Consider the following 25,573-nt stretch of genomic DNA (forward strand, 5'->3'; position numbering starts at 1 on the left):
GCCCATTAGGAAAACTGATGTTCGACTATAAATTGCTTTCGGCTTTGGCCGCCGTGGTAGAGCAGGCCGGTTTTGAACGTGCAGCGCAGGTGCTGGGGCTGTCACAATCGGCTATTTCCCAGCGCATCAAACTCTTGGAAGCTCGTGTCGGGCAGCCCGTGCTGGTGCGCGCCACGCCACCCAGCCCAACGGACATCGGTCGGCGTTTGCTCAACCATGTGCAGCAAGTGCGCTTGCTGGAGCGCGACCTGCAAAGCGTTGTCCCGGCGCTGGACGATGAAGGCCTGCCCGAGCGGCTGCGGATCGCCTTGAATGCCGACAGCCTGGCCACATGGTGGGCACAGGCCTTGGGAGATTTCTGCGCTGAGCACCATTTGTTACTGGATCTGGTGGTGGAAGACCAGACCGTTGGCCTCAAGCGCATGCGCGCGGGCGAAGTGGCGGCTTGCCTGTGTGCCAGCGAGCGCCCGGTGGCGGGCGCGCGCAGTGTGTTGCTGGGCGCCATGCGTTATCGCGCCATGGCCAGCCCGGCATTTATTGAACGGTATTTTGCGCAGGGGGTGATTGCTGCACGGTTGCCCAAAACCCCGGCAGTGGTGTTTGGCCCTGATGATTTTTTACAACATCGGTACCTGGCGGCACTGGGCGTGGACGGTGGTTTCGAGCACCATCTGTGCCCCTCATCAGAAGGGTTTCTGCGCCTGACTGAGGCCGGGTTGGGTTGGGGACTGATTCCCGAGCAGCAAGCGGCTGAGCAACTGGCCAGTGGCGCGTTGGTTGAGCTTTTGCCCGATAAACCGATAGACGTGCCATTGTACTGGCATCATTGGCGCAATGGTGGGCAAGTGCTGGAAGCGCTGACGGCACATTTATCTCGCTCGGCATCACGTTGGTTAGTGCCTTTGGCCTGACGACCGACGTTTAAACAGCAGGCAACAAGACTTACAGCATTTGGAGCAATTGATGAAGATTCTGGTCACCGGCGCGAGCGGCTTTATTGGCGGACGCTTTGCGCGTTTTGCCTTGGAGCAGGGCTTTGACGTGCGGGTCAGCGGGCGTCGAGCCGAAGGTGTTGAGCATCTGGTGCGGCGCGGTGCTGAATTTATCCAGGGTGATTTGACCGATGGCCTGTTGGTGCGTGACTTGTGCGTCGATGTCGATGTGGTGGTGCATTGCGCAGGGCATGTTGGCGCCTGGGGGCGTTATCAGGACTTCTTCCGCGACAACGTGCTGGTCACTGAAAACGTGGTCGAAGCGTGCTTGAAACAACGGGTTAGACGCCTGGTGTATCTGTCTTCGGCTTCGCTGTACTTTGACGGCAACCCGCATCTGGGGCTGACAGAAGAGCAGGTTCCGCGACGTTTCAAGCATCCCTATGCCGAGACCAAGTTCCTGGCCGAGCAAAGAGTCTTTGGCGCACAGGAATTCGGTCTCGAAGTGATTGCCCTGCGCCCGCGTTTTGTCACGGGTGCCGGGGACATGAGCCTGTTCCCGCGGCTGCTGGAACTGCAACGCAAAAATCGCGTAGCGATCATTGGCAATGGCCTGAACAAGGTCGACTTCACCAGCATCCAAAACCTTAACGACGCGCTGATGAGCAGCGTCCTGGTGAGTGGCTCGGCCTTGGGCAAGGCCTACAACATCAGCAATGGCGCGCCGATCCCTTACTGGGATGTGGTCAATTACGTGATGCGCCAGGTGAACGTGCCGCCCGTTACCCGTTATCGTGGATACGCCATGGCTTATGGCGTGGGCGCGCTGAGCGAGGTCGGCTGTAAACTGTGGCCCGGGCAACCGGCACCGACGCTGTCGCGTTTGGGCGTACAGATGATGAACAAAGACTTCACCCTCGACATCAGCCGGGCCCGGCATTACCTCGACTACGACCCCAAGGTCAGCCTGTGGGCGGCCCTGGATGAGTTTTGCGGTTGGTGGAAAGCGCAGCATTAAGCAACGGCTAGCTTCAAACGGTAAGCGGCAAGCTGCAAGTTTGTGGGCGCATGCTTTAAGCTTGCGGCCTGAAGTTTGCCGCTTGTAGCTTTTAAGGACTTTCAATGCGTAACGACTCACGAGACGACTTCGACAATGTTCCGACGCTGCGCGCCGATGCAGATGACCATGATGAGTTGGCGTCGACGGGCGGGGCACGTGAGCGTACTGCGGTTTATTCGCGCAGCACGCCGGTGACTAAGGCCAAGGGGCCAAGCACGGGGCCTTTGTGGGCGTTGATCCTGGCTGTGTTGCTGGCCTTTGGCGGCCTGGCCTGGTGGAGTTTTCAACAAATTTCGTTGATGGAGCAGCAACTGGTCGCCACCCAGGAAAGTTTTGCCCGCATCAGTGAGGAAGCAGCGGGGCGTTTGCAGGCTATTTCGGGCAAGGTGGTGGCCAGCGAGTCGACTCTCAACAGCGGCAGTGAAGCCCTGAAATTGCAGATCAAGCAGCTCGAAGATCAGCTCGCCGAACAAACAAAGCACCAGCAGGGATTGGTGGCGGGGCAGATGGGCGACCTTGACCAGCGCTTTGAGCAAATCAATGCCGCGATGGTGCTGCAAGTAAACGCGCAGAAAGAAACCCAGACCCAGCTTGAGAACGACCTCAAGGCCATGGGCGCGGAATTGGCCACCTTGAAGGCCACCGTTGCGCAGCAGGCAGGTGAAGTAAGCACCTTGAAAAAGCAGGGTAATCCGAACGATGCCTTGAAGAGCCTGGAGCAAGACGTGATCGTGCTCAAAAGCCAGCTGGAAAATCGTCCGGCTGCGTCCCAAGGTCCCAATAATGCTGAGTTCGACGTGTTTCGTGCGCAAGTGACACGCAACATCACCACCCTGCAGAGCCAGATCCAGAACCTGCAAAAACAGATCAGCGCCCGGCCATGACCCGTTTGCCCAAACCCCTGAAGCGAGCTTGCTTGCGATCCTTTGAACTTTAAAAGATCGCGAGCATGCTCGCTCCTGCAAGGGAGCAGGCAGTTACTGCGCTTTATCCCCGCGACCGCGCAGCACCTGATTGGGCATCACTAGGGCTGCGATCAACCCCAACAGTGAAATGGCCGCGCTGACCAGCAGCAAGTGGCGGAAGGTCATCAGCAACTCACCGCGCAAGAGCTCCAGTGCCGGGCCTTGTACGGCGTTCAGACCGTCGAGCAGCGCATTGCCCGAGCTGCCTTCACCCAGCAACGGCTGGCCGCCCGCCGGAGTCAGTAATGACTCATGCAGCAAGGCCAGCAGCAAGGCCGACATCAGCGCCACACCCACGGCGCCACCCAGTGAGCGGAACAGGTTAGTGGTGCTGGTAGCAACGCCAATATCCGACTGCTGCACCGAGTTTTGAGCGCCCACCAGCGACGTCGGGAACTGCAGCCCAGAAGCAATTCCGCTCAGCAACATAAACACGCCACTCAACAGTTCGGCGTTCGGTGGGCTGAAGGCCATGCCGGCAATGGCGCAGGGCATGAGAATCGCCCCGCTCAGGATCATCGGTTTGTAATACCCGGTCACGGAGGTCATCCGCCCGGCAAAGTAAGCGCCGATCGGCAGGCCCATTGCCAGTGGCAGCAAATGCAGAGCCGCACTGTCAGCCCCGGCGCCGGTGATGCTCTGGTAACGCAACGGCAGCAGCACAATCAGTGAAATAGCCTGGAAACTGGTGAAGAAAATGGTGCACCAGCACAAGACCGCGTTGCGGTTGGCAAACAGGTGCATTGGCAGCAAAGGCTCCAGGGTGCGTCGTTCGTGCCACACAAACAGCACCAGCGCGACCAGTGCCGCCGCCAGCAGGCTCAGCACCTGATCATCGCGCCAGCTGTGGCCCTGGCCAATAAAAGTAATGCCCAGCAGCAGCGACGTCAGGCCGACAATCATCAGCACCGTGCCGACGTAGTCGATAATCGGCTTGCGCTGCGGGACAGGCAGCCCGATCAGCGTGCGATAAGCCGTCAGCCACGCCACCAGGCCCAGTGGCAAGTTGATCAGGAACACCCAGCGCCAGGACAAATACTCGGTCATGTAGCCGCCCAGTACCGGCCCGGCGACGCTGGCCACGGCGTACATGCTGCTGAAATACCCTTGATAGCGGCCGCGCTCGCGGGGCGGGACGATGTCACCAATGATTGCCTGGCTGACCGAGATCATTCCGCCGGCGCCGATCCCTTGAATGATCCGCGCCAGCACCAGTTGCTCCATGTTCTGCGCGAGCCCGCAAAACAACGACGCCAGGGTAAACACGCCCATCCCAAACAGCATCAGGCGCCTGCGCCCGTACAAATCGCCGAGTTTGCCGTAAATCGGTACGGCCACGGTCATGGCCACCATATAGCCGGAAATCACCCAGGCCAGTTGGCTGACATCTTTGAACTGCGCAGAAATGGCCGGGATCGACACGGCGACGATGGTCTGGTCCAGCGCCCCCAGAAAAATAGCCAGCATCAGGGCAACCAGAATGCTGCGAATGGCGGGTTTGGATTGTGGAGGCTGGTTAAGACTGGTCACGAAGTACACCTGCGGGCATCGAACGTGGGGCGGGATGCCCGCGATTGTACTCGATAGCCTGCTATTCGATAGCTTCGTAAGTAAGGCCGCCGTCATTTTTCACACAGAGTCTGCCCACCGTTGGCGTCACCTGAGTGTGGTAAACATCGACGTGCAGTGCCCGCCAAAACAACTGGCTGTCAGCCCTGTCGACATTCGCGTTTGCTCGGCGCGATAGCAGGCGCCAGCAAACAGTACAGCGGCAGCAAAAATAATGAACACGGTTATGCATCTTGTTTTTGTTTGAGTGGTCATGGCTTATCTCTCTCCTGTCATTCACGGAGTCAGACCTAGACTTCACACCCTTAAGGCTAGCTCAGCCCAGCGCACTTGCCATGTCCGTAGCACGAGCGGTCAAGGCCCTGTTCATCCCTCACAACCCCTTGTCCCACCACGGTTCTTCAGTGAAGCGCTCGGCGAGAAAGTCGAGCATGCTGCGCAGCGTGGCGGGCATGTGCTTGCGCGAGGCGTACACGGCATAAATGTTCATTTGCAAAGGCTCCGCTTGCGGCAGTAAGCGCACCAGCTCACCACTGCGCACATGGCACCCCGCCAGGTAGCTGGGCAGCAGCGAGACCCCAGCCCCCGCCAGGGTGGCTCTGAGCAAGGTGCTGGCTTCGTTGGCGCTGATATTGCCTTGCACGGGGACCGACACGGCTTCACCTTCCACAGTGAAATGCCACTGGCTCTTGCCGTAGTAAGCATGGCTCAGGCAGTTGTGCAGGCTCAGGTCATCGACCTGTTGCGGCGCAGGGTGCTCGCTCAGATAAGCGGGCGAGGCACAGAGCACGGAGCGACACACGGTCAGCTTGCGGGCGATCAGGCTCGGGTCCAGATCGTTGCTGGTTCGAATGGCCAGGTCGATACGTTCGTCCACCAGGTGAACCGTGCGGTCGAGCATTTGCAGGTCAATGTTGACCTCGGGATAGCGGCGCACGTATTCGGTCATGGCACAGGCCAGTTGAGCCTGGCCGAAGGAGGTGCTGACGCTGATGCGCAGTAACCCGCGTGGCGCCGCATCGGGCGTGCTGACAGCCGCTTGCAGGTCGTCCGCCAGCTCCAGCAACTGGCGACAACGGGGCAGGGTTTCGTTGCCGGCGGCGGTCAGGCTGAGTTTGCGTGTGGTGCGATGCATCAAGCGCGCACCGACCCATTCTTCCAGTTCAGCCAAATAGCGTGACACCACCGGGCGTGATAGGTCCAGGTGGTCGGCAGCGGCCGACTGGCTGCCCAGATCGACGACGGTTACAAACACACGCATTGCAATTAAACGATCCATGATCTGCCCGATTACTGAAACAAACTATGTCGAAGCATCGCATTTTTTGTCGTCTATTGTGCGTCTAAGCTCTGTCCATCGCTGACCCTTGCCACAGGAAGTTGCCATGACCGTATTGTCCGCTGTCCGCCGTTTTTGCCTGAGTGCGGTTGTACTCGGACTCACTGCGCATGCCGTCGCCGCGCCAGCGCCGTTGAGCCTGGATGTCTACAACCCTGGTGCTTCGGCGATTTTCCCGGTGTCGTCGGTCCTGGTCAGCGGCGAGAAAGACGCGATTCTGGTTGATGCACAGTTCTCCAGGGCTCAGGCCCAGCAGGTGGTCGACAAGATTCGCGCCAGTGGCAAACACCTTACGACCATTTACATCAGCCACGGCGACCCCGATTACTACTTTGGCCTGGACACCCTGACCCGGGCGTTCCCCGACGCCAAGGTGCTGGCCTCGGCGCCGACGGTGGCGCACATCGAGCAAACCAAAGACGCCAAGTTGGCGTACTGGGGCCCGCAAATGGGCGCTGATGTGCCAAGCAAGCTGATCGTGCCGAAAGTCATGAAGGGCAACACGCTGGAGCTTGAAGGCAATGAGCTGGACATCGTGGGCCTGACCGGGCGCCAACCCGAGCGCACATTTGTCTGGATTCCTTCGCTCAAGGCCGTGGTCGGTGGCGTGGTAGTGGCCGATAACCTGCACGTATGGATGGCTGACACGCAAACACCGCAGTCGCACCGGCAATGGTTGTCTACCCTCAAACGCATCGCCAGTCTGCAACCGGATATCGTCGTGCCAGGGCATTACCTGGGCGACAACGACCGGTCATTGAAGTCGGTGAACTTCACCCGCGATTACATCAAGGCCTTTGATGAAGAAACCCTCAAAGCCAAGAGCGCGGATGAACTGATTGCTGCGATGAAAAAACGCTATCCAGATCTGGGTGAAGAAGCTTCGCTGGAACTGAGCGCCAAAGTGGCGAAAGGCGAAATGAAGTGGTGATTTAAAACGACCCTTACCCCCGCCTCTTCCAAAGGCAGAGGGCGCAAATTGCCGGTGTTCATGAACTGTTCGGCGGTCTGTGCCTTCTTCTTTTGGGCGAGGCAGGGGAAACCTAATCAATCCATCGGGAGAACATCATGAGCAAGATTGCAATTATCGGAGCGACTGGCCGCGCAGGCAGTCAACTGCTGGAAGAAGCGCTGCGTCGTGGGCACCAAGTGACCGCGATTGCTCGCCATGCATCGTCCAAAATCGGTCAGCGGGATGGCGTTGTGGCAAAGGACGTTGATGTCAACGATGCTTCGGCGCTGCAAGACGCATTGGCCGGCAGCGACGTGGTGCTCAGCGCTGCGCATTTCTCGACCTTGCCAGCATCGGCGATTATCGAGCCGGTGAAAAAGGCCGGGATCAAGCGTCTGTTGGTGGTAGGTGGGGCGGGTTCGCTGCTGTTGCCGGATGATACCCGCGTCATCGACAGCGAGGGCTTTCCCGAAGCGTACAAGCCAGAAGCCACGGCGGGCGGCGAGTACCTGGACACCTTGCGCAAAGAGCACGATCTGGACTGGACCTTCCTGTCGCCGTCGGCCGAGTTTGTGGAAGGCGAACGCACCGGCCACTACCGTTCGGGCAAAGACCATTTGCTGTTCGATAAAGACGGTAAAAGTTGGATCACCTTCGCCGACTACGCCATAGCCCTGCTGGACGAAGTTGAAAACCCCCAGCACTCACGCCAGCGCTTCACCGTAGGCTACTAACCAACATCCCTGCAGGAACGAGCTTGCCGCGCGATCTTTTGATCTTTAAACGCGGCAGGCCCGCTCCTACACAGGATTTGCATCATTGCGAGCCTGCACGACCAGCCAGTCCATCAATTCGCGCAAGGGCTCTGGCGTCTCTTTGCTGGGTGAACTCACCAGCATGTAGGCCGCTCCGGTCCGTACCGTCAAATCAAACGGCATTGCCAGCCGTCCCGCCTTCAGGTCTTCGCCGATCAACGAGTAATCGCCCATCGCGACGCCGCTGCCTTGAGCAGCCACCGTCATGGCCAGGTCCAGGGTGTCAAAGTACTGGCTCTGGCGAATGGCCGATGCCTCGAGTCCCGCCACGCTGAGCCACTGAGTCCAGTCCTGCTGGTCTCGGCTGGGGTGCAAAAAGGTGTGCTGTTCAAGGTCGCGCAAGCGGTTGATGGCGTCCGGGCCTTCCAGCAGGTGCGGCGCGCAGACGGGTGTGAGCAGCTCGTCGAACAGATGATGGCCGACCCGCTTTGGCCCGGGTTGCGCGCTGTACACCACCGCCGCATCGAAGGTTTCACGTCGAAAATCAATGCCATGGTGCACGCTGCTGGTCAGTTCTACTGGTACGTCCGGGCGCAGTTTTTGCCACGCCATCAACTTGGGCAGCAGCCAGCGCAGCATGCAGGTCGGCGCTTTGATTTGCAGGGGCGTGCGGCGGATGCTGGCGTGCTCGACCGCTTCGCCGATCAGGTCGAAGACCTGCTCGATACGCGGGTAAAGCGCCAGGCCCTGTTCAGTCAGGCTCAGACCACGAGCCTGACGATGAAACAACGCATAACCCAAGTGCTGCTCAAGGCCGGCGATTTGCCGGCTCACGGCGCCCTGGGTGATGTGCAACTGTTCACCTGCGTGGGTGAAATTGCAGCAGCGGGCGGTGATCAAAAACGTGTGCAGCGCAGGCAGCGGCGGTAGGCGTTTCATGTTGAACCAAGCCATGATTTCAGGACATGGCTAGTATGAGCAGGTTTGCGTTGTGTCCGCCACCTGCGCTCGCTTCAATGGCGCATCACTCGAACAACAAGAGGGCAGTATCGATGGCAACGTGCGGCGAAGTATTGGTCAAGTTGCTGGAAGCGTACGGGGTTGAGCAGGTATTCGGTATCCCCGGCGTACACACCGTTGAGTTGTACCGTGGGCTGGCCAGCTCGCCAATCAACCACGTGACCCCGCGCCATGAACAAGGCGCAGGCTTTATGGCTGATGGCTATGCGCGCACCAGCGGCAAACCGGGGGTGTGTTTCATCATCACCGGGCCAGGCATGACCAACATCACCACGGCGATGGGCCAGGCGTACGCAGACTCGATTCCGATGCTGGTGATCTCCAGCGTGCAATCACGCAGCCAGTTGGGTGGCGGGCGCGGCAAGTTGCATGAACTGCCGAACCAAAGTGCGCTGGTGGCGGGCGTTGCCGCGTTTTCCCACACGCTGATGTCGGCAGCTGAATTGCCGGCAGTGCTGGCGCGTGCCTTTGCGCTGTTCCAGGCCGGTCGTCCACGCCCGGTGCACATTGAGATCCCGTTGGATGTGCTGGTCGAAAATGCCGATGCCTTGCTCGCCAGTCTGCCGGTGAACATTGCCCGCCCCGGGGCGGCTCCAGCGGCCGTTGAGCAGATGAGCCAGCGCCTGATCGAAGCCAAGCGGCCGCTGATTCTGGCCGGTGGCGGGGCAATCGATGCCGCGCCGGCCCTGCTGCAACTGGCTGAACGCTTGGGCGCGCCCGTGGCGCTGACCATCAATGCCAAAGGCATGCTGCCTTCCAGTCACCCGTTGCTGATCGGCTCCACGCAAACCCTGGTGCAGACCCGCGCTTTGGTGGCCGAAGCCGATGTGGTGTTGGCGATTGGCACCGAGTTGGCCGAAACCGATTACGACGTGACCTTTGCCGGAGGTTTTGAGATCCCCGGCGCATTGCTGCGCATCGACATCGACCCGGATCAGACCGTGCGCAATTACTCGCCCGCACTGGCGCTGGTGGCCGACGCGCAATTGGCCGCCGAAGCCTTGCTGGCGCGTATCAGCGCCCACGCCTTGCCCGAGCGCCAGGCCGACTGGGGCGCTACACGTGCCGCACGCCTGAACAACGCATTGGCCGAGAGCTGGGATGAGCCGACTCGCGCGCAAACGCACTTTTTGCAGACCGTTTTTGATGTGCTGCCCGATGCCGTGTGCGTCGGTGATTCGACCCAACCGGTGTACACCGGCAACCTGATGTTCAACCCTGAGCAACCGCGTCGCTGGTTCAACTCATCGACTGGCTACGGCACCCTCGGCTATGCCTTGCCAGCCGCCATCGGTGCGTGGCTGGGGCGTTGTGCCCAAGGGCGCACGCCGGGCCCGGTGCTGTGCCTGATCGGGGATGGCGGCTTGCAGTTCACCTTGCCGGAACTGGCCAGTGCCGTTGAAGCGCGCACGCCGATCATCGTGCTGCTGTGGAACAACCAAGGCTATGGCGAAATCAAGAAGTACATGGTCAATCGCGATATTGAGCCTGTGGGCGTCGACATCTACACCCCGGACCTGATCGGCGCCGCCAAAGCGCTGGGCTGCCAGGCTATTGCCGTTGAAGGCGAAGCGCAATTACGTGCGGCACTGGCCAAGGCTGCCGGGCACCAGGGGCCGACCGTGATTGAGATCGACGAGCAGCACTGGCAACACTCGTTGGCGTTATAAGCTCTTGCGCAGGCGCGCCAGATCCCGTGCGGGCGGCGCGCCAAACTGGCGACTGTATTCGCGGCTGAATTGCGAGGCGCTTTCATAGCCCACGCGATACCCGGCCGCCGAGGCGTCCAGCCCTTCACTGAGCATCAGGCGGCGCGCTTCGTTGAGGCGCAGCTGCTTTTGATACTGCAATGGGCTCATGGCCGTCATGGCCTTGAACCGATGATGCAACGTTGACACGCTCAAATTGGCTTCACGGGCCAGGTTGTCGATGCGCAACGGCTGCTCGAAATGATCGTTGAGCCAGGAAATCGCACGGCTGACGCGGTGGGTCTGGCTGTTCTCGCTGGCAATTTCGTACAAGCGATAACCCTGCGGACTGCGCAGTAGACGGTACAAAATCTCACGTCGGATCAGAGGCGCCAGCATGGCAATGTCTTTCGGTGTGTCGAGCAGGCGCGTCAGGCGCAGCAACGCGTCCAGCATGGGCGGGTCTAGCGGCTCAACGTACAACCCGCAGCCAGCAGGGCGTGACGGCACGCCCATGGGGCCGGCGTCGCTGAGCAGCGTGGTGATTTCTGCCGGTTCGATATCCAGGCGCAACGCCAGGATGGGCTTGTGGGGCGAAACCTCAAGCACGCGGCCGCTGATGGGCATCGACACCGAGACGACCAGGTAATTGAGTGGGTCGTAAGCGAAGTATTCATCGCCCAAGCGCACTTCCTTATTGCCCTGCGCCATCACGCACAGCGCCGGTTTGGGCAGGCTGGGTGAAAAGCCGCTGGGCTGGCTGTAGCGCGACAGGAAAAACGCCTGGATGCGGGTCTCATACGAGCCGTCCTGCGGGGTGTGGCGGCTAATCAGGTCGGCCAGTTCCACGCGCTGTTTTTCGAGCGCGCTGTCGAGCGCAGGTCGCGGTGATTCTGACAGAGACATGGGGAGGCGTCCTCGAACAAGCAGTTGAAGGTTCACAGCTTAAATTTGTGCAAGGCACACGGGTAGCCAATTTCTGCTCAAGACTTGCCTGATCCTGTCAGCGTGGGCCTGCGGCTGCCCACATAAGCCGATACAGCGAAGCTAACTTGCTCGAAATTCTGATCGGCGGTGCACTGCGTCCGTCTTGATGAACGAATGAATCGATCGGTGATTTTGCAGAATCGTGCAAGTCTGGGGCAGGAATCGACTAACGGCCTTGAGCGGCGGGCCTTAAGCTTTGAACCTTCCCCTCACGCCACTTTTCTCTGTGGAGGCCTCCATGCCCCAGTCCTATGCCGTCAGTCACATGACCCTGGTTCGCGCGCGCGCAGGGTGTTCGGCCCAGGTTCATGCATGCTTGAAGCCATTGGTCGAACCGTCACTGCAAACTCCCGGCTGCCTGCACTTTACACTCATGCATTGCGACAGTGACCCGCTGCTATGGCATGTCGCGGGCTATTGGGAAGACGAATGTGCGATGCAGGCCTACTTCAACTCGCCGTTGATGGACGTGTTCAGCGCGTTGCTCAACCACGATGTGGTCGATAGCCTGGATTTCCAGACCTTCAATGCCTATGAAAGCGCGCAGATGCGCAAGCGCGCCAGCTAAACGGGTATAGAATGGCGGCTTTTTCTCTGCCCGGAATGTGAAGCATGGCGCGTAAAGAGTTTGAGCAGTTTGAAGCAGTATCAGCCGTAGTCCCGGTACAAATGGGTGTCGCAGGTGCTTACCATGCCGCCATTGCGGTCAAAGCCTTGTACGAAGGCGGGGCACCGCGCTTTCACACAGTCAGCAACGAGCAGGTCTTCGCCACTGCCACGGCAGCCGATGCCGCAGCGGTAGAGCAATTGGAACGTCTGCGAGACGTCACAGCAGACGGTGAGCTGGTCTGGTAATTACTTTGGGCGGTGCATCTGGAAGCGTGCTTCTGGGCCCAGCTGGAAATAGTCCGCCGGGCCACCGCCGCGCAAAATAGGTTCAGCGGCGGCGGTGTCGTAAACGCCGTTGTTGAGCAGATGCCTGGCGATATGCACCGCCACCACTTCCCCCAAAATCAGCCAGCTGGGTACCCGTTCTTTGTCGGCCCGTTGCAACTGGATGATCTGGGTCACTTTGCATTCAAACGACACCGGCGTTTCAGCCACCCGTGGCACGCTGACTACGCGTGACGCCACTGTGGTCAAGCCTGACAGCGCAAACTCATCCACTTCCGGGCCTACGGGCGCGCAGCTCTGGTTCATGGCCTCGGCCAACGGGCGTGTGGCCAGGTTCCAGACGAACTCACCGGTTTGCTCAATATTGTTGAGGCTGTCTTTGCGGCCCACGCTGCAAAAACCAATGATCGGCGGGATGTAATTGAACGCGTTGAAAAAACTGTACGGCGCCAGGTTCAAGCGCCCTTGGGCATCTTGCGACGAAATCCAGCCAATCGGGCGTGGCCCGACGATCGCATTGAACGGGTCATGGGGCAGGCCGTGTCCCTTGGACGGTTCGTAGAAATGGATATCGTCATGCATGGCAGCATCCGCAAACAGTGAATTAGAGGGGCCATAGTGTGCTAGCCATTTGCCCCGATCACAATCGCAGACCCCAAAAATGACTAAGCCCGGCCGAAGCCGGGCTACCAGGTCGCCCGCCAGGGTTAGCTGAAGCGAGCCCCTTTGGTGCGGTCATAGCCGTCTTCGGCAAAAGTCGCGGAGCGCGTGTTGTTGAAACCATCTTCGGCCAGGGTCGCCGAATGAGTGCGATCGTAGCCGTCTTCCACAAACATGGCAGAAGGGGTGCGGTCGTAGCCGTCGGCAGCAAACTCGGCCGAGCGGGTGTTGCTGTAGCCGTCTTCAGCAAAGGTCGCTGACTGGGTACGGTCAAAACCATCGGCGGCAAAAGTGTTGAAAGCCAGAACCGACAGGGCAGCGGCGAGGATCAATTGGGTTTTCATGGGGGGACTCCTTGTTGCAGTAATGGGTGTTGAATCGCTATGGGTTTAAGGCTACTCCGATAAATTTGATTAAAAAGCGCAAAAATTAGCGTTTATAAATCAGTTTATTCGATGTATTAGCCGTCGAAAAAACCAGTCAAAAGGCTGTTCCCTATGCCTGGCAGGGCAGAGTTGTGGCCGTCGTGTATGAGGTTTTTGTCGAGGGTGATAGTGAGCCAACACCATTAACTGACTATTAATTCAGGAAAATCGGGTCAGCGGTGCTGCGAGGGAGCGGGAGGGAGGGCGTTTCTAATCCCGCAGGCGCACAGCCGGTGTGCGCCTGCGGGGGGAGTGCGCTGACTTAGTCAGTGGTGATGCGCGAGTGAGTGCGGGTGTCTTTCATGGTGGCGTACACCAGCAGCGAGCAGGCGATGCACGCCGTCACGTACCAGTAGTAACCGGTTTCCATGCCAGCGCTCTTGAACCACAACGCAATGTATTCAGCCGTACCGCCAAAGATCGACACGGTCAGTGCGTACGGCAGGCCGACGCCCAGTGCGCGGATCTCGGTCGGGAACAACTCGGCCTTCACTACGGCGTTGATCGAGGTGTAACCGCTGACGATGATCAAGGCAGCCATGATCAGGAAGAACGCGCCCCACCAGGTGGTGATGGTGTGCAACGTGGTCAGGATCGGCACTGTGAACAGCGTACCCAACACGCCGAAGGCAATCAGGATCGGGCGACGACCGATCTTGTCAGACAGCCCGCCGATGATCGGCTGCAAGCACATGAACAGGAACAGTGTGGCGGCGGAAATCGTGGTGGAGTCCGAGATGCTCATCCCGACCGTGTTCACCAGGTATTTCTGCATGTACGTGGTGTAGGTGTAGAACGCCAGCGTACCGCCCATGGTCAGGCCGACAACGGTCAGCAGCTCTTTGGGGTGGCGCAGCAGCGTGCGCATGGCGCTTTCTTTTTTCTCGGTCTTGACCTTGGTGAACGACTCGGTTTCTTGCATGCCGCGACGCAACCACAGTGCAACCACCGCGCACAGGGCACCGATCACGAACGGAATACGCCAGCCCCAGCTGTACAGCTGCTCTTCGGTGAGGGTTTGTTGCAGGACGATCAACACGCCCAGCGCGATGAGTTGACCCGAAATCAGGGTCACGTACTGGAAGCTGGAGAAGAAACCACGACGGTCCTTGGTGGCCATTTCACTGAGGTAAGTGGCCGAGGTGCCGTATTCGCCACCCACCGACAAACCTTGCAGCAAACGGGCGAAGACCAACAGGATCGGAGCCCAGACGCCGATGGTTTCGTAACCTGGGGACAGGGCGATGACCAGCGAGCCGAAACACATCAGCAAGACCGACGCCATCAGTGCGGCTTTACGGCCTTTACGGTCTGCGTACAGACCCATCAGCCAGCCACCGATCGGGCGCATCAAAAAGCCCACGGCGAAAATCGCAGCGGTGTTGAGCAATTGCGCGGTGGTGTCGCCTTTAGGGAAAAAGGCCTTGGCGAAGTACAGGGAGAAAGCGGCGTAAACGTACCAGTCGTACCATTCGACCATGTTGCCGACCGAGCCACTGAAGATGGACTTGATGCGGCTGGACGTTGTCTTGGGTGCTGCAGAGGCTGCCCCTGCTGACAGAGTGCTTGAGTTGTCCATTGAATGGATCCTTGTTTTCTTGGTTTTGTTATAGCGCGGCGAAACGCGAGCTTGCGGGGCTATAGCAGAACTTGTGCCAAGGCTGAAACGCCCGGTTTACAAGGGTTTCAAAGAACGAATGAGCGGGAATCCGCTGGTTGGTGGTTATGCGTAAGCGGAAATCCGCCGATCAACGCACATTTGTAGGAGCCAGCTTGCCTCGCGATCTTTTAAAAAATCAAAAGCTCGCGAGGCAGTTGGCTCCTACAAATGAATTGTTTTATTCAACACTCAAAAAAGCCTCACGCGCCAACCCATGGCGCTGCATTTTTTCATTCAGGGTGCGGCGCGGCAGTTGCAGTTCGTTGAGCACTGCCTTGATGTCGCCCTTGTGCCGACTCAGGGCGGCTCGCAAACAGTGGGCTTCGAATGCTTCCTGCTGGGCCACCAGGGATTGGCCCGCCTCGATCGTGTCGAACTGCGGCTCACCCAGGCCCAGCACATGCCGCTCGGCCACGTTCGCCAGTTCGCGCACGTTGCCCGGCCAGTGGTGGCTCAGCAGGTGCGTCAGGTGCGGCCCGGAAAGGGGCGGGGTGCTGCGACCCAAACGTTCTGCGGCCTGGCGGGCAAATGTCTCATACAGCAGGGCAATGTCTTCGCGGCGCTCACGCAACGGCGCCAGGCGCAGTTCGGCCACGGTCAGGCGATAGGCCAAGTCTTCTCGAAAACGTCCGGCCCGTGCTTCGTCGAGCAGGTCCGGCTTGGTGGCAGCCACCACGCGCAAATCGACATGGATGCTCTGGTTTGAGCCCAGGCGCTCAAGTTTTTGCTCCTGCAACACCCGCAGCAATTTGGCTTGCTGGGCCAAGGGCATGCTTTCGATCTCATCAAGAAACAACGTGCCGCCGTCGGCATATTCCAGCTTGCCGATACGTTTGCCCTGGGCGCCGGTGAACGCCCCGTTTTCATGGCCAAACAGCTCGGCCTCGAACAGTTGCTCCGGGATGGCCGCGCAGTTCAGCGCCACAAACGGTTTGTCGGCACGCGGGCCAAAGTCATGCAGGCAGCGGGCGACCAGTTCTTTGCCGCTGCCAGTTTCACCGCGGATCAGCACGTTGACCGGCAATGGCGCCAAATCGACGATCTGTCGGCGCAAGGTCTGTACGCTGCGTGATACGCCGAGCAAGCGCCCGTCAATCTGTTCGCGCAGGTCGGCCTGTTCATGCAGGCGGCGGTTTTCCAGGACCAGTTGGCGTTTTTCCAGTGCCCGGCGCAGGCTGCTGAGCAGTGCCTCGGGGCTGAAGGGTTTTTCCAGAAAGTCGTACGCGCCATCGCGCATGGCTTCGACCGCCATCGGCACGTCGCCATGCCCGGTCAGCAGAATCACCGGCAGGTCGGGGTCCAGTTGCTGCAACTGGCTGAGCAGCGCCAGGCCGCCCATGCCCGGCATTCGCACGTCACTGACCACCACCCCGGCAAAGTGCGGCGGAAGCTGGCGCAGGCAGTCTTCGGCGCAACTGAACAGCTGCACCTCAAACCCGCTCAGGCTTAGCCATTGCTCCACGGCACTGCGAATACTGGCTTCATCATCGACCACGATCACTGAATTGAGCATGCTTCAAGAGTCCTGTGCGATCGGCAGCGTGAGCGTAAACAACGCGCCTTCGGCATGGTTACTGGCGGTCAGGCGGCCGCCGAGTTCGTGAACAATGGCGTACGACACCGCCAACCCGAGCCCCAGACCATCGCCCACCGGCTTGGTGGTGAAAAACGGGTCGAAGATTTTACCCAAATGCTCATCCGCAATCCCGCCACCGGTGTCGCTGACGGTCAAATGCCAGACCTGTTGATCCGCTTGGATACGGATCTCCAGCCGTTTGCGCGGCGAGTCACGCAGGGCATCGAGTGCATTGCGCAGCAGGTTGATCAGCACTTGCTCCAGGCGAATCGCGTCGCCGCATACCCAGGCCGGGCGTTGCAGGTCAACGTGCAGGTCGATGGTTTCTTCCTGGATGCGCGGTTCCAGCAGTTGCAAGGCGTGGTCGACGACCGTTGCCAGATCGAGTGGTTCGCGCAGGCCGCTGGGGCTTTGCCGGGCATAGGTTTTGAGGTGGCCGGTGAGCGCGGCCATGCGCGTAAGCAGGTTGTCCAGCGGGGCCAGGGCCTTGTAGGCGTCCTCGATGCGGCCGTGATCGAGCAGCAGGCGCAACGTTGCCAGTTGCATGCGCTGGGCGGTCAACGGTTGATTGATTTCATGGGCCAGCGCGGCAGACATCTGCCCCAGCGCGGCGAGCTTGGCCGACTGCACCAGGCCGTCCTGGGCAGTGCGCAAGTCGCGGGTGCGGTCTTGGACCAACTGCTCAAGTTCTTCACGATTACGCTGGCGCAACCGCGACAGACGCCAGCGTTGCAGCAACAACAGCCCCGAAAATACCAGGGTCAGCCACAGGCCAATCCCGGCCAGCGCGGCATTGCGGCTGTCTTCGGCCAAAATCAGTGGGCGCCTGAGCAAATGCAGGGTCCAGCCCTCGGCACTGAGCGGTAACGATTCCCAGAGATAGTCTTGCGAGCCGTCCGGGCCATCGGCCCGGATCAGGAAGCTGCTGTCGTCGAAGCTGCGCAGGGTGCGGGTTTGCAACAGGGTAAGCGGTTGTTTGTGGTACTGGCGGGTGAGGGTGATTTCGCTGCGATCCTGGTCAGACAACGGTCGCAAATGGCGATAGCGCCAGCCCGGCTGGTTGGCAATAAACACAATGCCCTTTGCGTCGCTCACCAGCAAAATATCGTTGCCCTGGCTCCATTCATGCTCCAACTCCGGAAACTCCAGCTTGACCACCATCGCGCCTAAAAACCGACCCTCGGCGTCGTGGATGGCGCTGGACAAGAAATAACCGGGAATGCCGCTGGTTACCCCGACCGCATAAAAGCTGCCGGTGCCTTCAACCTGGGTTTGCTTGAAATAAGGGCGAAACGCGTAATTATGGCCCACATAACTGTTGGCGGTGTTCCAGTTGCTGGCCGCCACGGCCAACCCGGTAGGGTCCAATAACTCAAGTGTCGATGACTTCGCCGCACCGTTGATGCGTTCCAGCTTATGGTTAAGTTGGTCTTGCAGCTCTGGGGTGATCGGGCCACTCAAGGCGCTGATCAATTCCGAGTCCAGTGCCAGCACCGCAGGCAGGGCGCGGTAACGCTCAATCAAGGTGTGCAGAGAGTTGGCATACAGGTTGAGCTGCTCGGCCCCGCGTTTGGCGCTCTCTTCCTGGGCATGGCGCTCGGTCTGATGCATCGCCCAGCCGCCAGCCAGAGCAGCGCCGATCACAATCAGCAAGGTATACAGGGCCAGACGCAGGTGGCGAGCGGTCACGGGCATAAAGGGCTTGGGCTTGGATTGATGGGCGCAAACCATAGCATGGCGGCGGTTCGGGCTCCTACCTTGCCTCATACCCCACGGGCGCCTATAGTGCGCCGGTCGCCCCTATGGCGACCGGGTTTGGCGACTCGTAGAACTATGTGCGAAGGCTCTGTGCTGTTTGCAGGTGTTTTCGTACGCGCACAAACTGTTATGGCAGCTGTGCGCGGGAGACCTTCGGGTCTGCCGGTTCAGTAGTTCTCGGTTCGCCAACCTGCGTACAGCTGCCACCTATCGTTTGGCGACGATCAGGTGGTGGTCTCTTAACGAACTACTGAGGCTACATCCTATGAGCACTACCTTCCCCATGACGGCCATCGACTGCTTGATCCCGTGCATGCTCATCGACACCCAAACCCCGCCCGATGTGATTCACGCCAACGCTGCCGCGCGGATTTTGGCCGTGACCCACTTGCTGGAAAGCGTCAGCCGGCTCGACGGCGTTAACGCTGACGGCATAGACCTGAAACACATCACCCAGGCGGCCGCGCTGTTGTTGCGCGATGGCTGCGATTTGATGGACGCACTGGGGCGCCGCTTGCAGGTCTGACGATTCGCAAGCCCAAGCCTTGATCGCTGTGGCAGGCGGCGATTTTTGACGTTCACGCACGCTCAAAAGTCGCCGCGACGGGCGCTGCAGCGCAGCGTTTTTACGCGGTTATCTATGTACTGCATCTGCCTGAGGTGGGGTTGCTACGTTGGCGCATCTGTCCAACGGAGTCATGACCATGACCACTCGATTTCCCGCCGTTCGCCAACGTGCACCGTTGCTTTTGTCCAGTACGCAGTGGGCGCAAAAAGAAGCCCTGGCGTATGTATCGGCCATTTATGAAGAGAACTTCGCTTCGCTGACGCTCGACGAGAAAAAGCGCTACCCCGAACTTCATCAGCGTTGCCAAGCCTCTTTAGAACACCTGGACCAGGAAGTCTCGCGCATAAAGGAGGCGTTCAAGGCCACTCATCTGGCACAGCTCAAGAGTGAGCTAAAAACACTCCTGGGCGTCGATATCGACCCAGAGCAGGCGCGTATCTACACGCGCTACCGTGAAAATGTGGAGGAGGATTTCATTGAGTATTTGGCGCGACTGGGGGGCGACCAAAGTGCCTCGCAGGAGTCCAAATTCTCTTTTAGCCCCTCACGTACCAAGCGCGCGCTGGACGAGTCCAGGTTTAAAGAGCACGTGAAGTCTGTGTCGTTGTGGGAGGCCGCGTGCGAGAACTTCAGCTACCGCACGGATTCAGTGCTGCTCAAGCCTTTTAGCTATGAGCAGGCCAGTTACATTGACTACACCAGTGAATTGAAGGGGCATCCGGCGGGTCCGTTTATTGCGATTGTGCGCAAGCTGGATCTGGGCACTCAGTTGAATAGCGCGCTGGATGTGGCTGTTGCCTCCCAGGGGTCGTTGACCCTACGCACGCAGGACGCGGTGCGGGCCAGCGTTGAATTCGAGTTGCTGGAGGCATTACGAGACAGTTGGCAGACAAAAATATTCAAGCGAGAGCATGACAAGCTGGTTGCGATGCTCAAGGGCGATGCGGCACCGCACATTTGGCCCGTTTCGATGAGTACAACCAAGAAATCCAGGTTTATTTCTCGTCCGACCCCTACAAGCACGAACAGTCGGTTGTTGTTCGGCAATGAGGATGACTTCGACTACGTGGGGGGAGGCGAAGTGCCCATCCCGCTGTTCATCATCAAGGTGGAGAGCGAGTTGGGGGTTTTCAGCTATTTCCCGCAGCGTTTGGGCGGTGCTCTGCACTGGCATAAAGATGTCCCCACTGCGTTTTCGCATTTTCGTGATCAGCTCAAGACCGACCATGGCAAAGGGCAATTAGGCTGGTTTTTGCGCCAGTTGGCGTTAAAGGACCTGGGCTATTTCAGCAAGTTGCTGAGCAAAGAGCCCAGACCCCAAGGCCTGACATGGCTGGCGGGGGTGATGTATGACGGTTTTAAAGGGGTGTTCCCCGAGCCTGATCTGGATAGCTTGCACCTGTATGTTGACGTGAACGAGAGCGACTCGTTGCCCATTGTGCAGGCCATTACTCAGCGCCACCTGGACCGTTATCGCTCTAACTTGAGCCAGTTAGCCACCAGTAAGTCCGTGCGCGATTGGCAAGCCTTCAAAGAGGCCCTGAGCGATCTGGGCAATGAGGTGCTCGGCTTGCTGACCACGCCCTTGCCGGGTGGTGTGCTGGGGTTGAATACGATCATGCAGGCCGCGGTGTTTGGCTCGTTGGCTTACAGCATTGTGCAGGGCGTGAGGGAGGCGCTCAAAGGCGAGTCCACGACCTTCGCCAGTGCTCTGGCCGATACCACAGACCTGTTGATCAATGCCCGACTGATTGGGGTGGCTGCCAGGGTGCACCGGCAACGGATGCACACGCTGTGGAACACCTTGGGCCAGCCGCGCAAGATCACCCAGGCGGATGGCACGGCCGACCTCTGGCGAGCGGATCTCAAGGCTTACCCGCATCTGGAGGCTGGTGCCCTTGAGAGCCTCAAGCCTACTCACGAGGGCGTGTATGAACGTGATGGCAAGGTCTACGCCAAGGTGCAGGAGGGCGATCAGACGCTGGCCATGGAAGTCACTTTCGATGCGCAGGCTCGGCATTACGTACTCAAAGCCGACGCCGCGCAACGCTTTACGCCTGCGCTGACCTACGATCCTGTCCACCAGTTGTGGCGCCTGGTGCTGGACGATGTGCAAGCGCTGGACAATAAACAGCTGGTGCAGCGCATGTTGCCCGGCGACACCTCAAACGCGGACCTTGGCCGCATTCAACGGATGCTGGAGATTACCGGTGCCACCCGCGAGCAACTGCTGCACGTCTGGCAAGGCGAGCTGATTGCAGGGCCGCTGGCCGATGGCGTTCGCCGTTTACAAGCGGATCAACTGATCGACAGGATCATCAATGAATTGCCTTTACGCGGGCAGATGCCAGAAAACGCGGACAGTGCGGTGTTTGCCCTGCTGACCCAGCTGCCTGACTGGCCCGCCGATACCGTGCTCGATGTGTTCAATCAGCGAGGTGAGCTTGTCGAAAGCTATGGCAAAGGCACTTATGCTGCACCCTTTGAGCGTCACGTCGAGCTCAAGCGCCTGGACCATGGCGCGTATGTCGCCAGGCACGATGCCAGCCAGGGCAGCGCCCAGGTGGAACAGATGTTCACCTTGATTCTGGACCAACTGCCAGCCGCATCGACGCTTGGGCGTGACGGCAACCCGGACCTCAGCAAAACCGGCCGAATTGCCTCGGTGCGTGAGCAAATAGCCAATTGGGCGCGTGATGACAAAACCTTGCTGTTCAGGGCCCTTACCGGGCTGGAGGGGCACAAGCGCGGTGATGTGATCGCCAGTTCAGATCCGGCCAATAAGTATTTGCCGTTGCTTTGCCCCCCGTTGACGGAGTCGACCACTGCGTTGTTGGCCAAGTTGCACGAGCTCAACCCCGCTTTGTCGGTTGAGAGCCTGGAAGCGTTGCTGGTGGCGCATCCGTTCAGTGCTCACGCGGTCACGCGGGCGCTGGAACACAACGCCCAGCCTCTGGTGTTTGACTATGCGGCGCAGCGTTTGAAAACGAGACTGCGGGCCGATCTGGCGCTGGACACTCTTTATCATCGGCGTGCCTTCAACCCTGATGGTGACCTGTGGGCGCGCGAGTTTGCCCGTGGCGTGTTGCACGACAAACTGAATCGCCGGCTGGTGATCGAAGAGGCATCCAGCGCCTCCCAATTGCCAGCCTATAGGCCGAGCGGGCCGGATGATTCCACCGTGGTGCTGACCCATCATGGTCAGGGGACTTACCAAGTGAATGATTTGAAGGGCGGGGGCGCGGTCACATTCTCCCGGACCCCGGACAGTTTTTTCCTGGCGCTCAGTCATTTTCTGAGCCATCAAGAGCGTCAAACCGTGGGGGCAGAGGCGGGTGCCAGCATCGAAGGCCTGCGCCAGGCCCTGGGCGATGCCATGCGCGCCAATCGTCAGGCCAATGGCGAGGTGAATTTGTGGGACACGACGACGGCCCAGTATGAGCGCGACGTGCCACTGGCCGGTCATCATCCCGGCGGTGAACTGGGGCTCTACGAGATACAGGGCAAGCCTTACGTGGCCTTGTATGGCAAAACCTACCAGGTTGAATATGACCATCTGGCTCACCAGTGGCGCATGGTGCACCCCAACAAACCCGGGGTGAATACCCCCCTTTTGGCACACAACTACAAGGGCGCCTGGCGCCTGCAAAAAGAGAAGCCGCAGCAGTGGGACGGCCCCCGTTTATTACGTCGATTACGTGCCGAGCCAACCGGTTTCAGTGATGAGGTGGGGCGCCAGATCCTGACCGTGAGCCATACGGATGAAGGGGTGTTACGCCAGGTGCATATCAATAACCTCGCGCCGCCACCGTTATTGATGGACACCTGGAAGCGTTTCAAGATCGAGCAAGATATCAATGACTTTGTCAGGCAAATGCAGGCCCATCACACGCTGCCTGATGCCAACAGTGATTTCCAACTGCTGCTGATCCAAAGCTTGCCGGGTTGGCTGCACAACAAGGTGCTGCAAATTACCGATGCTCAAGGCGCGCTCTTGAAAGAGTACGGTGCTGATCTGGACAGCGCTTTGCCGCGCCTGCGGCTGACGGTTGATGAGTCGCGCAAGGGTAGCTTCCTGCGCGTTCTATTGATGAATCTGAACGAGGCCGAGACGCGTGCCTTATTGGGCGAATACAACCCGATCATTGAGCACCGGATGCTCGCCCTGGCCAGAAAAATCGCTGCGCACGCGTTAAAGCGTGAAGCCAACTTGTTCAGTTCGATCTACGAGAGTCTGGAGTACAGCGCAGATCCGTACGTGAAGCTTGTCCAGAAAAATCACCCGCAGTTACCCAAAAGCGTTATCGAAAGCTTGGTCCTTCACACTTCACGAAAAGAGCGCATCAACTATCTGGATAAAGGGCTCGTGCCTCCACGTGTCACCGAACAGGCTCAGTGGACGGCCAAAGACGTCAGGCTGGCCCGGGCCTACGAAGGCTTGTATCTGAACGCCACGTCGACCCCGGACAGTGAAAAGCTCACGTTGCATCTGTTGCAGTCCCTGCCGGGTTGGCCGGGCGAAGTGAGGATCGAAGTGCGTGACAGGCAGGTCACTGGCAAGGTGCTGGACAGTATTGGCGCCGCAGATGCCCCAGCGCCGCGGGTGTTGGTTTTGCAGGATGGCCGTTACCGAGCATGGTCACGTGAAGGTCAACCGATTAACCCGGAGTCTGTGAATGGCAACAATTTGTTGTCGTCCATTCTCCATGCGCTGGAGCCTGCTGAGCGGGCAGCGATTAAGGTCAAGGATGCCAGTGATACGCAAACCCTTAGCCAGAAGATTCAGTCACTGGCGATCGCGCATCGAGCTAACTTGAAAACGCTGTTGGGACTTGAGCCGCCCGCACCGCCGCGCAAACCCCCGATGAACATTGATAGCGAGTTTACGGTTTACCCGCTAACTGTAACGCTGGATAACGCCACTCACCCTTTGTCGTTGATCCGTGAAGCGCGGGATCTTTACCCGAGCATGGATTACGAAGACACCATCACCTTCCTCAACGAGTTGGGTGCTACTCAGGCCGAGCGTGAGGCGGTATTGGTACAAAGGCGTACGCAATATCAAATGTTGCAAGGCGAACTGAGGGTCTGGGAGCAAATCCAGTTGTATCGGTACGGTACGAGCCATGTGGGCATCGTCACTCCGGGGCATCGAGTGCAGGCAAGGCGCAGAATTGAAAGTGCCTGGCGCCGGGAAACCGAGCTTGCCGTGATGGAAGACAGCGGTGACATCGTCGGCTTCGAACTCGATCTGTCAGGCCTGAATGTCGGTGACCTTCCCGCTATCAGCGGTGATTTCAGCCATGTTGGCGCATTGCGGATGGATGACATGAACTTGCGCAGTGGCTCGAATGAATTTCTCGCCAGCTTCAGTCAATTACGTGTGCTGGACATGTCCGAGAACCGTATGACCCGCATACCTCCTGCCATTGCACAGATGTCTCAGTTGTTGTCCCTTGAACTGACAAGCAACCGCATCAGCCTCACGCCAGAGAGTGCACAGCAACTGGCCAATCATTCGAGCCTGGAGATACTGGACCTGAGTGGTAACCCCTTGGGTATGAGCCCGGATGTGAGTCAGTTGGTTAATTTGCGCCAGTTGGACTTGAGCAATACCGGCATAACCCAATGGCCCAACGGGTTATGGGCGCTGACTCACATCGAGTGGGCGAACCTGAGGAACAATATGATTGCCAGCATCCCGCCCGCTGTTTTTGAGCCGCAATGGACGCTTGGAGCCAATCGGTCGACCACTATTTCCGGGAACCCGATCGATGCCTCATCGCGTAATCGCATTGTTGAGTACTGGACCCAGGGCCACAGTGACTTTGGCTACGGGCCGGCGATTTCGCACGGTTTTAACCAGCTTGCGCATAACGCTCAGCTTCAGGCGGCGGTGAGTGATATTTCGCCTTGGTTGCCTCTTAACTTCAGTGAGGCGCAAATCGCGGCCAGAACCCAGCAATGGCAATTGCTGCAAGGGGCGGGAGGGAGCGTCAAAGACTTTTTCGAGACCCTGGTATTGTTCGCCACTGATCGGCGCAAGATGAGTGAGCAGGTGTGGACGAACCTGACAGACCGAGTATGGGCACTGATTGATCAAATGCTGGCCAACACCGCGCTGCGCGAAACCCTGCTGAACAGGATCTTCCGTGAGGAGCGAAGCTGCGGGGACGGCGCCATGGTGCTTCTGGAAAACATGGAAGTCGAAGTGCTGGTGCATGAGGCACTCAACAACGCGGGTGAGGCCCGGCGCGGCACTGAACTGTTCAGCCTGGCAAAACGTTTGTTCCGTTTACGGCAAGTTGACTCGCTATCGGGCCAGGAAGTCGCCCGGCGTGTGGCCCAGGGCGGCAATCCTGATGCCTCTGAAGTGATCCTGTTTTATCGTGTCGAGCTGGCGCAGGCCCTTGATTTACCGACCCGGGCGAGGTCGATGCTGTATGCGCCGACTGCCGGAGTGACCCCGGAGCAAATCACTGCAGCGCGGGACAGCATCCTGGCGATGGATGGCAGCCCGGCGTTTATGCACGCCATCATGCAGGAAAAATTTTGGCGTGACTTTCTGCAGGCCAGCCATGCGGACCGTTTTGCAGCCATCGAGGCCGACTATCAGCAGGGCTATACAAAGCTCTCCGAAGAAACCGGTCTGTCAGATGAGGCTGAGTTGCAAAAGGGGAGTGAGCTGACGTTGGCCAGGGATCAACAGATAAACCGCTTGATTGAAGAGCTGACGCTGCAGGCCTATAACGCGCCAAATTGATC

Annotated in this window: 19 protein-coding genes; 10 read left to right on the plus strand and 9 right to left on the minus strand. The window is 59.0% G+C overall.

The annotated features are described in order from the left end of the window. The first annotated feature begins 17 nt into the window (after positions 1-17). The 3 genes from NTD86_RS18300 to NTD86_RS18310 all read left to right on the plus strand — a co-directional run bounded on the left by NTD86_RS18300 (position 18) and on the right by NTD86_RS18310 (position 2,876). The gene (locus tag NTD86_RS18300; RefSeq protein WP_262204261.1) at positions 18-911 is read left to right on the plus strand and encodes a LysR family transcriptional regulator ArgP; all 894 of its coding nucleotides are present in this window, start codon (positions 18-20) and stop codon (positions 909-911) included. 52 nt (positions 912-963) lie between these two features. After that, the gene (locus NTD86_RS18305; protein ID WP_262204263.1) at positions 964-1,950 is read left to right on the plus strand and encodes an NAD-dependent epimerase/dehydratase family protein; all 987 of its coding nucleotides are present in this window, start codon (positions 964-966) and stop codon (positions 1,948-1,950) included. Between the two features lie 104 nt (positions 1,951-2,054). Further along, positions 2,055-2,876, plus strand: coding sequence for an ATPase (locus tag NTD86_RS18310; RefSeq protein ID WP_262204265.1), 822 nt, complete (start codon positions 2,055-2,057; stop codon positions 2,874-2,876). Between the two features lie 93 nt (positions 2,877-2,969). Here the strand turns inward: NTD86_RS18310 and NTD86_RS18315 are convergent, their stop codons facing one another. Further along, positions 2,970-4,487, minus strand: coding sequence for an MDR family MFS transporter (locus NTD86_RS18315; protein ID WP_262204266.1), 1,518 nt, complete (start codon positions 4,485-4,487; stop codon positions 2,970-2,972). 412 nt (positions 4,488-4,899) lie between these two features. Further along, positions 4,900-5,805 carry a LysR family transcriptional regulator gene (locus NTD86_RS18320; RefSeq protein ID WP_262204268.1) on the minus strand — a complete coding sequence of 302 codons (906 nt, stop codon included), beginning with the start codon at positions 5,803-5,805 and terminating at the stop codon, positions 4,900-4,902. A 106-nt stretch (positions 5,806-5,911) separates the two neighbouring features. Between NTD86_RS18320 and NTD86_RS18325 the strand changes: the two genes are divergently transcribed. Then, complete coding sequence (locus tag NTD86_RS18325; RefSeq protein ID WP_262204269.1) at positions 5,912-6,796, plus strand: MBL fold metallo-hydrolase; 885 nt, start codon at positions 5,912-5,914, stop codon at positions 6,794-6,796. Between the two features lie 137 nt (positions 6,797-6,933). After that, positions 6,934-7,551, plus strand: coding sequence for an NAD(P)-dependent oxidoreductase (locus NTD86_RS18330; RefSeq protein ID WP_262204270.1), 618 nt, complete (start codon positions 6,934-6,936; stop codon positions 7,549-7,551). Between the two features lie 66 nt (positions 7,552-7,617). Here NTD86_RS18330 and NTD86_RS18335 read toward each other — a convergent pair whose 3' ends face one another. Further along, on the minus strand, positions 7,618-8,511 hold the full coding sequence (locus tag NTD86_RS18335; RefSeq protein WP_262204272.1) for a LysR substrate-binding domain-containing protein: 894 nt from the start codon (positions 8,509-8,511) through the stop codon (positions 7,618-7,620). Positions 8,512-8,624: 113 nt separating this feature from the next. Here NTD86_RS18335 and NTD86_RS18340 point away from each other — a divergent pair, with 113 nt between their 5' ends. Beyond that, a complete protein-coding gene (locus NTD86_RS18340) occupies positions 8,625-10,262 on the plus strand; it encodes a 5-guanidino-2-oxopentanoate decarboxylase (RefSeq protein ID WP_262204273.1) in 1,638 nt (545 codons plus the stop codon). On the opposite strand, the gene NTD86_RS18345 is transcribed toward NTD86_RS18340, so the two are convergent. After that, complete coding sequence (locus NTD86_RS18345; RefSeq protein WP_262204275.1) at positions 10,257-11,186, minus strand: AraC family transcriptional regulator; 930 nt, start codon at positions 11,184-11,186, stop codon at positions 10,257-10,259. The two genes, NTD86_RS18340 and NTD86_RS18345, sit on opposite strands and share 6 nt — an antisense overlap. A gap of 319 nt (positions 11,187-11,505) precedes the next feature. Here NTD86_RS18345 and NTD86_RS18350 point away from each other — a divergent pair, with 319 nt between their 5' ends. Both NTD86_RS18350 and NTD86_RS18355 read left to right on the plus strand, forming a co-directional pair. Further along, complete coding sequence (locus tag NTD86_RS18350; protein WP_262204277.1) at positions 11,506-11,835, plus strand: putative quinol monooxygenase; 330 nt, start codon at positions 11,506-11,508, stop codon at positions 11,833-11,835. 44 nt (positions 11,836-11,879) lie between these two features. After that, positions 11,880-12,122 carry a hypothetical protein gene (locus NTD86_RS18355; RefSeq protein ID WP_262204278.1) on the plus strand — a complete coding sequence of 81 codons (243 nt, stop codon included), beginning with the start codon at positions 11,880-11,882 and terminating at the stop codon, positions 12,120-12,122. On the opposite strand, the gene NTD86_RS18360 is transcribed toward NTD86_RS18355, so the two are convergent. The 5 genes from NTD86_RS18360 to NTD86_RS18380 all read right to left on the minus strand — a co-directional run bounded on the left by NTD86_RS18360 (position 12,123) and on the right by NTD86_RS18380 (position 18,177). Next, positions 12,123-12,743, minus strand: a complete 621-nt coding sequence (locus NTD86_RS18360; RefSeq protein ID WP_262204279.1) for a flavin reductase family protein — start codon at positions 12,741-12,743, stop codon at positions 12,123-12,125. 125 nt (positions 12,744-12,868) lie between these two features. Next, positions 12,869-13,165, minus strand: a complete 297-nt coding sequence (locus tag NTD86_RS18365; protein WP_262204280.1) for a hypothetical protein — start codon at positions 13,163-13,165, stop codon at positions 12,869-12,871. A gap of 343 nt (positions 13,166-13,508) precedes the next feature. Then, positions 13,509-14,825 carry an MFS transporter gene (locus tag NTD86_RS18370; protein ID WP_262204282.1) on the minus strand — a complete coding sequence of 439 codons (1,317 nt, stop codon included), beginning with the start codon at positions 14,823-14,825 and terminating at the stop codon, positions 13,509-13,511. Between the two features lie 259 nt (positions 14,826-15,084). Then, complete coding sequence (locus NTD86_RS18375) at positions 15,085-16,419, minus strand: sigma-54-dependent transcriptional regulator (protein WP_262204284.1); 1,335 nt, start codon at positions 16,417-16,419, stop codon at positions 15,085-15,087. Between the two features lie 3 nt (positions 16,420-16,422). Continuing rightward, positions 16,423-18,177, minus strand: a complete 1,755-nt coding sequence (locus tag NTD86_RS18380) for an ATP-binding protein (protein WP_262204285.1) — start codon at positions 18,175-18,177, stop codon at positions 16,423-16,425. 328 nt (positions 18,178-18,505) lie between these two features. Here NTD86_RS18380 and NTD86_RS18385 point away from each other — a divergent pair, with 328 nt between their 5' ends. Continuing rightward, on the plus strand, positions 18,506-18,766 hold the full coding sequence (locus NTD86_RS18385) for a short-chain dehydrogenase (RefSeq protein WP_262204286.1): 261 nt from the start codon (positions 18,506-18,508) through the stop codon (positions 18,764-18,766). A 178-nt stretch (positions 18,767-18,944) separates the two neighbouring features. Continuing rightward, positions 18,945-25,571, plus strand: coding sequence for an NEL-type E3 ubiquitin ligase domain-containing protein (locus NTD86_RS18390; protein WP_262204287.1), 6,627 nt, complete (start codon positions 18,945-18,947; stop codon positions 25,569-25,571). Positions 25,572-25,573 lie beyond the last annotated feature (2 nt).

Source organism: Pseudomonas sp. 7P_10.2_Bac1 (assembly GCF_025465935.1).
Classification (GTDB): Bacteria; Pseudomonadota; Gammaproteobacteria; order Pseudomonadales; family Pseudomonadaceae; genus Aquipseudomonas.

Bases quoted from the DNA above. Each gene is read 5' to 3' on its own strand.
- NTD86_RS18380 (WP_262204285.1), bottom strand. From the start codon at position 18,177: ATGCCCGTGACCGCTCGCCACCTGCGTCTGGCCCTGTATACCTTGCTG.
- NTD86_RS18340 (WP_262204273.1), top strand. From the start codon at position 8,625: ATGGCAACGTGCGGCGAAGTATTGGTCAAGTTGCTGGAAGCGTACGGG.
- NTD86_RS18300 (WP_262204261.1), top strand. From the start codon at position 18: ATGTTCGACTATAAATTGCTTTCGGCTTTGGCCGCCGTGGTAGAGCAG.
- NTD86_RS18310 (WP_262204265.1), top strand. From the start codon at position 2,055: ATGCGTAACGACTCACGAGACGACTTCGACAATGTTCCGACGCTGCGC.
- NTD86_RS18305 (WP_262204263.1), top strand. From the start codon at position 964: ATGAAGATTCTGGTCACCGGCGCGAGCGGCTTTATTGGCGGACGCTTT.
- NTD86_RS18345 (WP_262204275.1), bottom strand. From the start codon at position 11,186: ATGTCTCTGTCAGAATCACCGCGACCTGCGCTCGACAGCGCGCTCGAA.
- NTD86_RS18360 (WP_262204279.1), bottom strand. From the start codon at position 12,743: ATGCATGACGATATCCATTTCTACGAACCGTCCAAGGGACACGGCCTG.
- NTD86_RS18385 (WP_262204286.1), top strand. From the start codon at position 18,506: ATGAGCACTACCTTCCCCATGACGGCCATCGACTGCTTGATCCCGTGC.
- NTD86_RS18390 (WP_262204287.1), top strand. From the start codon at position 18,945: ATGACCACTCGATTTCCCGCCGTTCGCCAACGTGCACCGTTGCTTTTG.
- NTD86_RS18375 (WP_262204284.1), bottom strand. From the start codon at position 16,419: ATGCTCAATTCAGTGATCGTGGTCGATGATGAAGCCAGTATTCGCAGT.
- NTD86_RS18335 (WP_262204272.1), bottom strand. From the start codon at position 8,511: ATGAAACGCCTACCGCCGCTGCCTGCGCTGCACACGTTTTTGATCACC.
- NTD86_RS18370 (WP_262204282.1), bottom strand. From the start codon at position 14,825: ATGGACAACTCAAGCACTCTGTCAGCAGGGGCAGCCTCTGCAGCACCC.
- NTD86_RS18365 (WP_262204280.1), bottom strand. From the start codon at position 13,165: ATGAAAACCCAATTGATCCTCGCCGCTGCCCTGTCGGTTCTGGCTTTC.
- NTD86_RS18320 (WP_262204268.1), bottom strand. From the start codon at position 5,805: ATGGATCGTTTAATTGCAATGCGTGTGTTTGTAACCGTCGTCGATCTG.
- NTD86_RS18325 (WP_262204269.1), top strand. From the start codon at position 5,912: ATGACCGTATTGTCCGCTGTCCGCCGTTTTTGCCTGAGTGCGGTTGTA.
- NTD86_RS18355 (WP_262204278.1), top strand. From the start codon at position 11,880: ATGGCGCGTAAAGAGTTTGAGCAGTTTGAAGCAGTATCAGCCGTAGTC.
- NTD86_RS18350 (WP_262204277.1), top strand. From the start codon at position 11,506: ATGCCCCAGTCCTATGCCGTCAGTCACATGACCCTGGTTCGCGCGCGC.
- NTD86_RS18330 (WP_262204270.1), top strand. From the start codon at position 6,934: ATGAGCAAGATTGCAATTATCGGAGCGACTGGCCGCGCAGGCAGTCAA.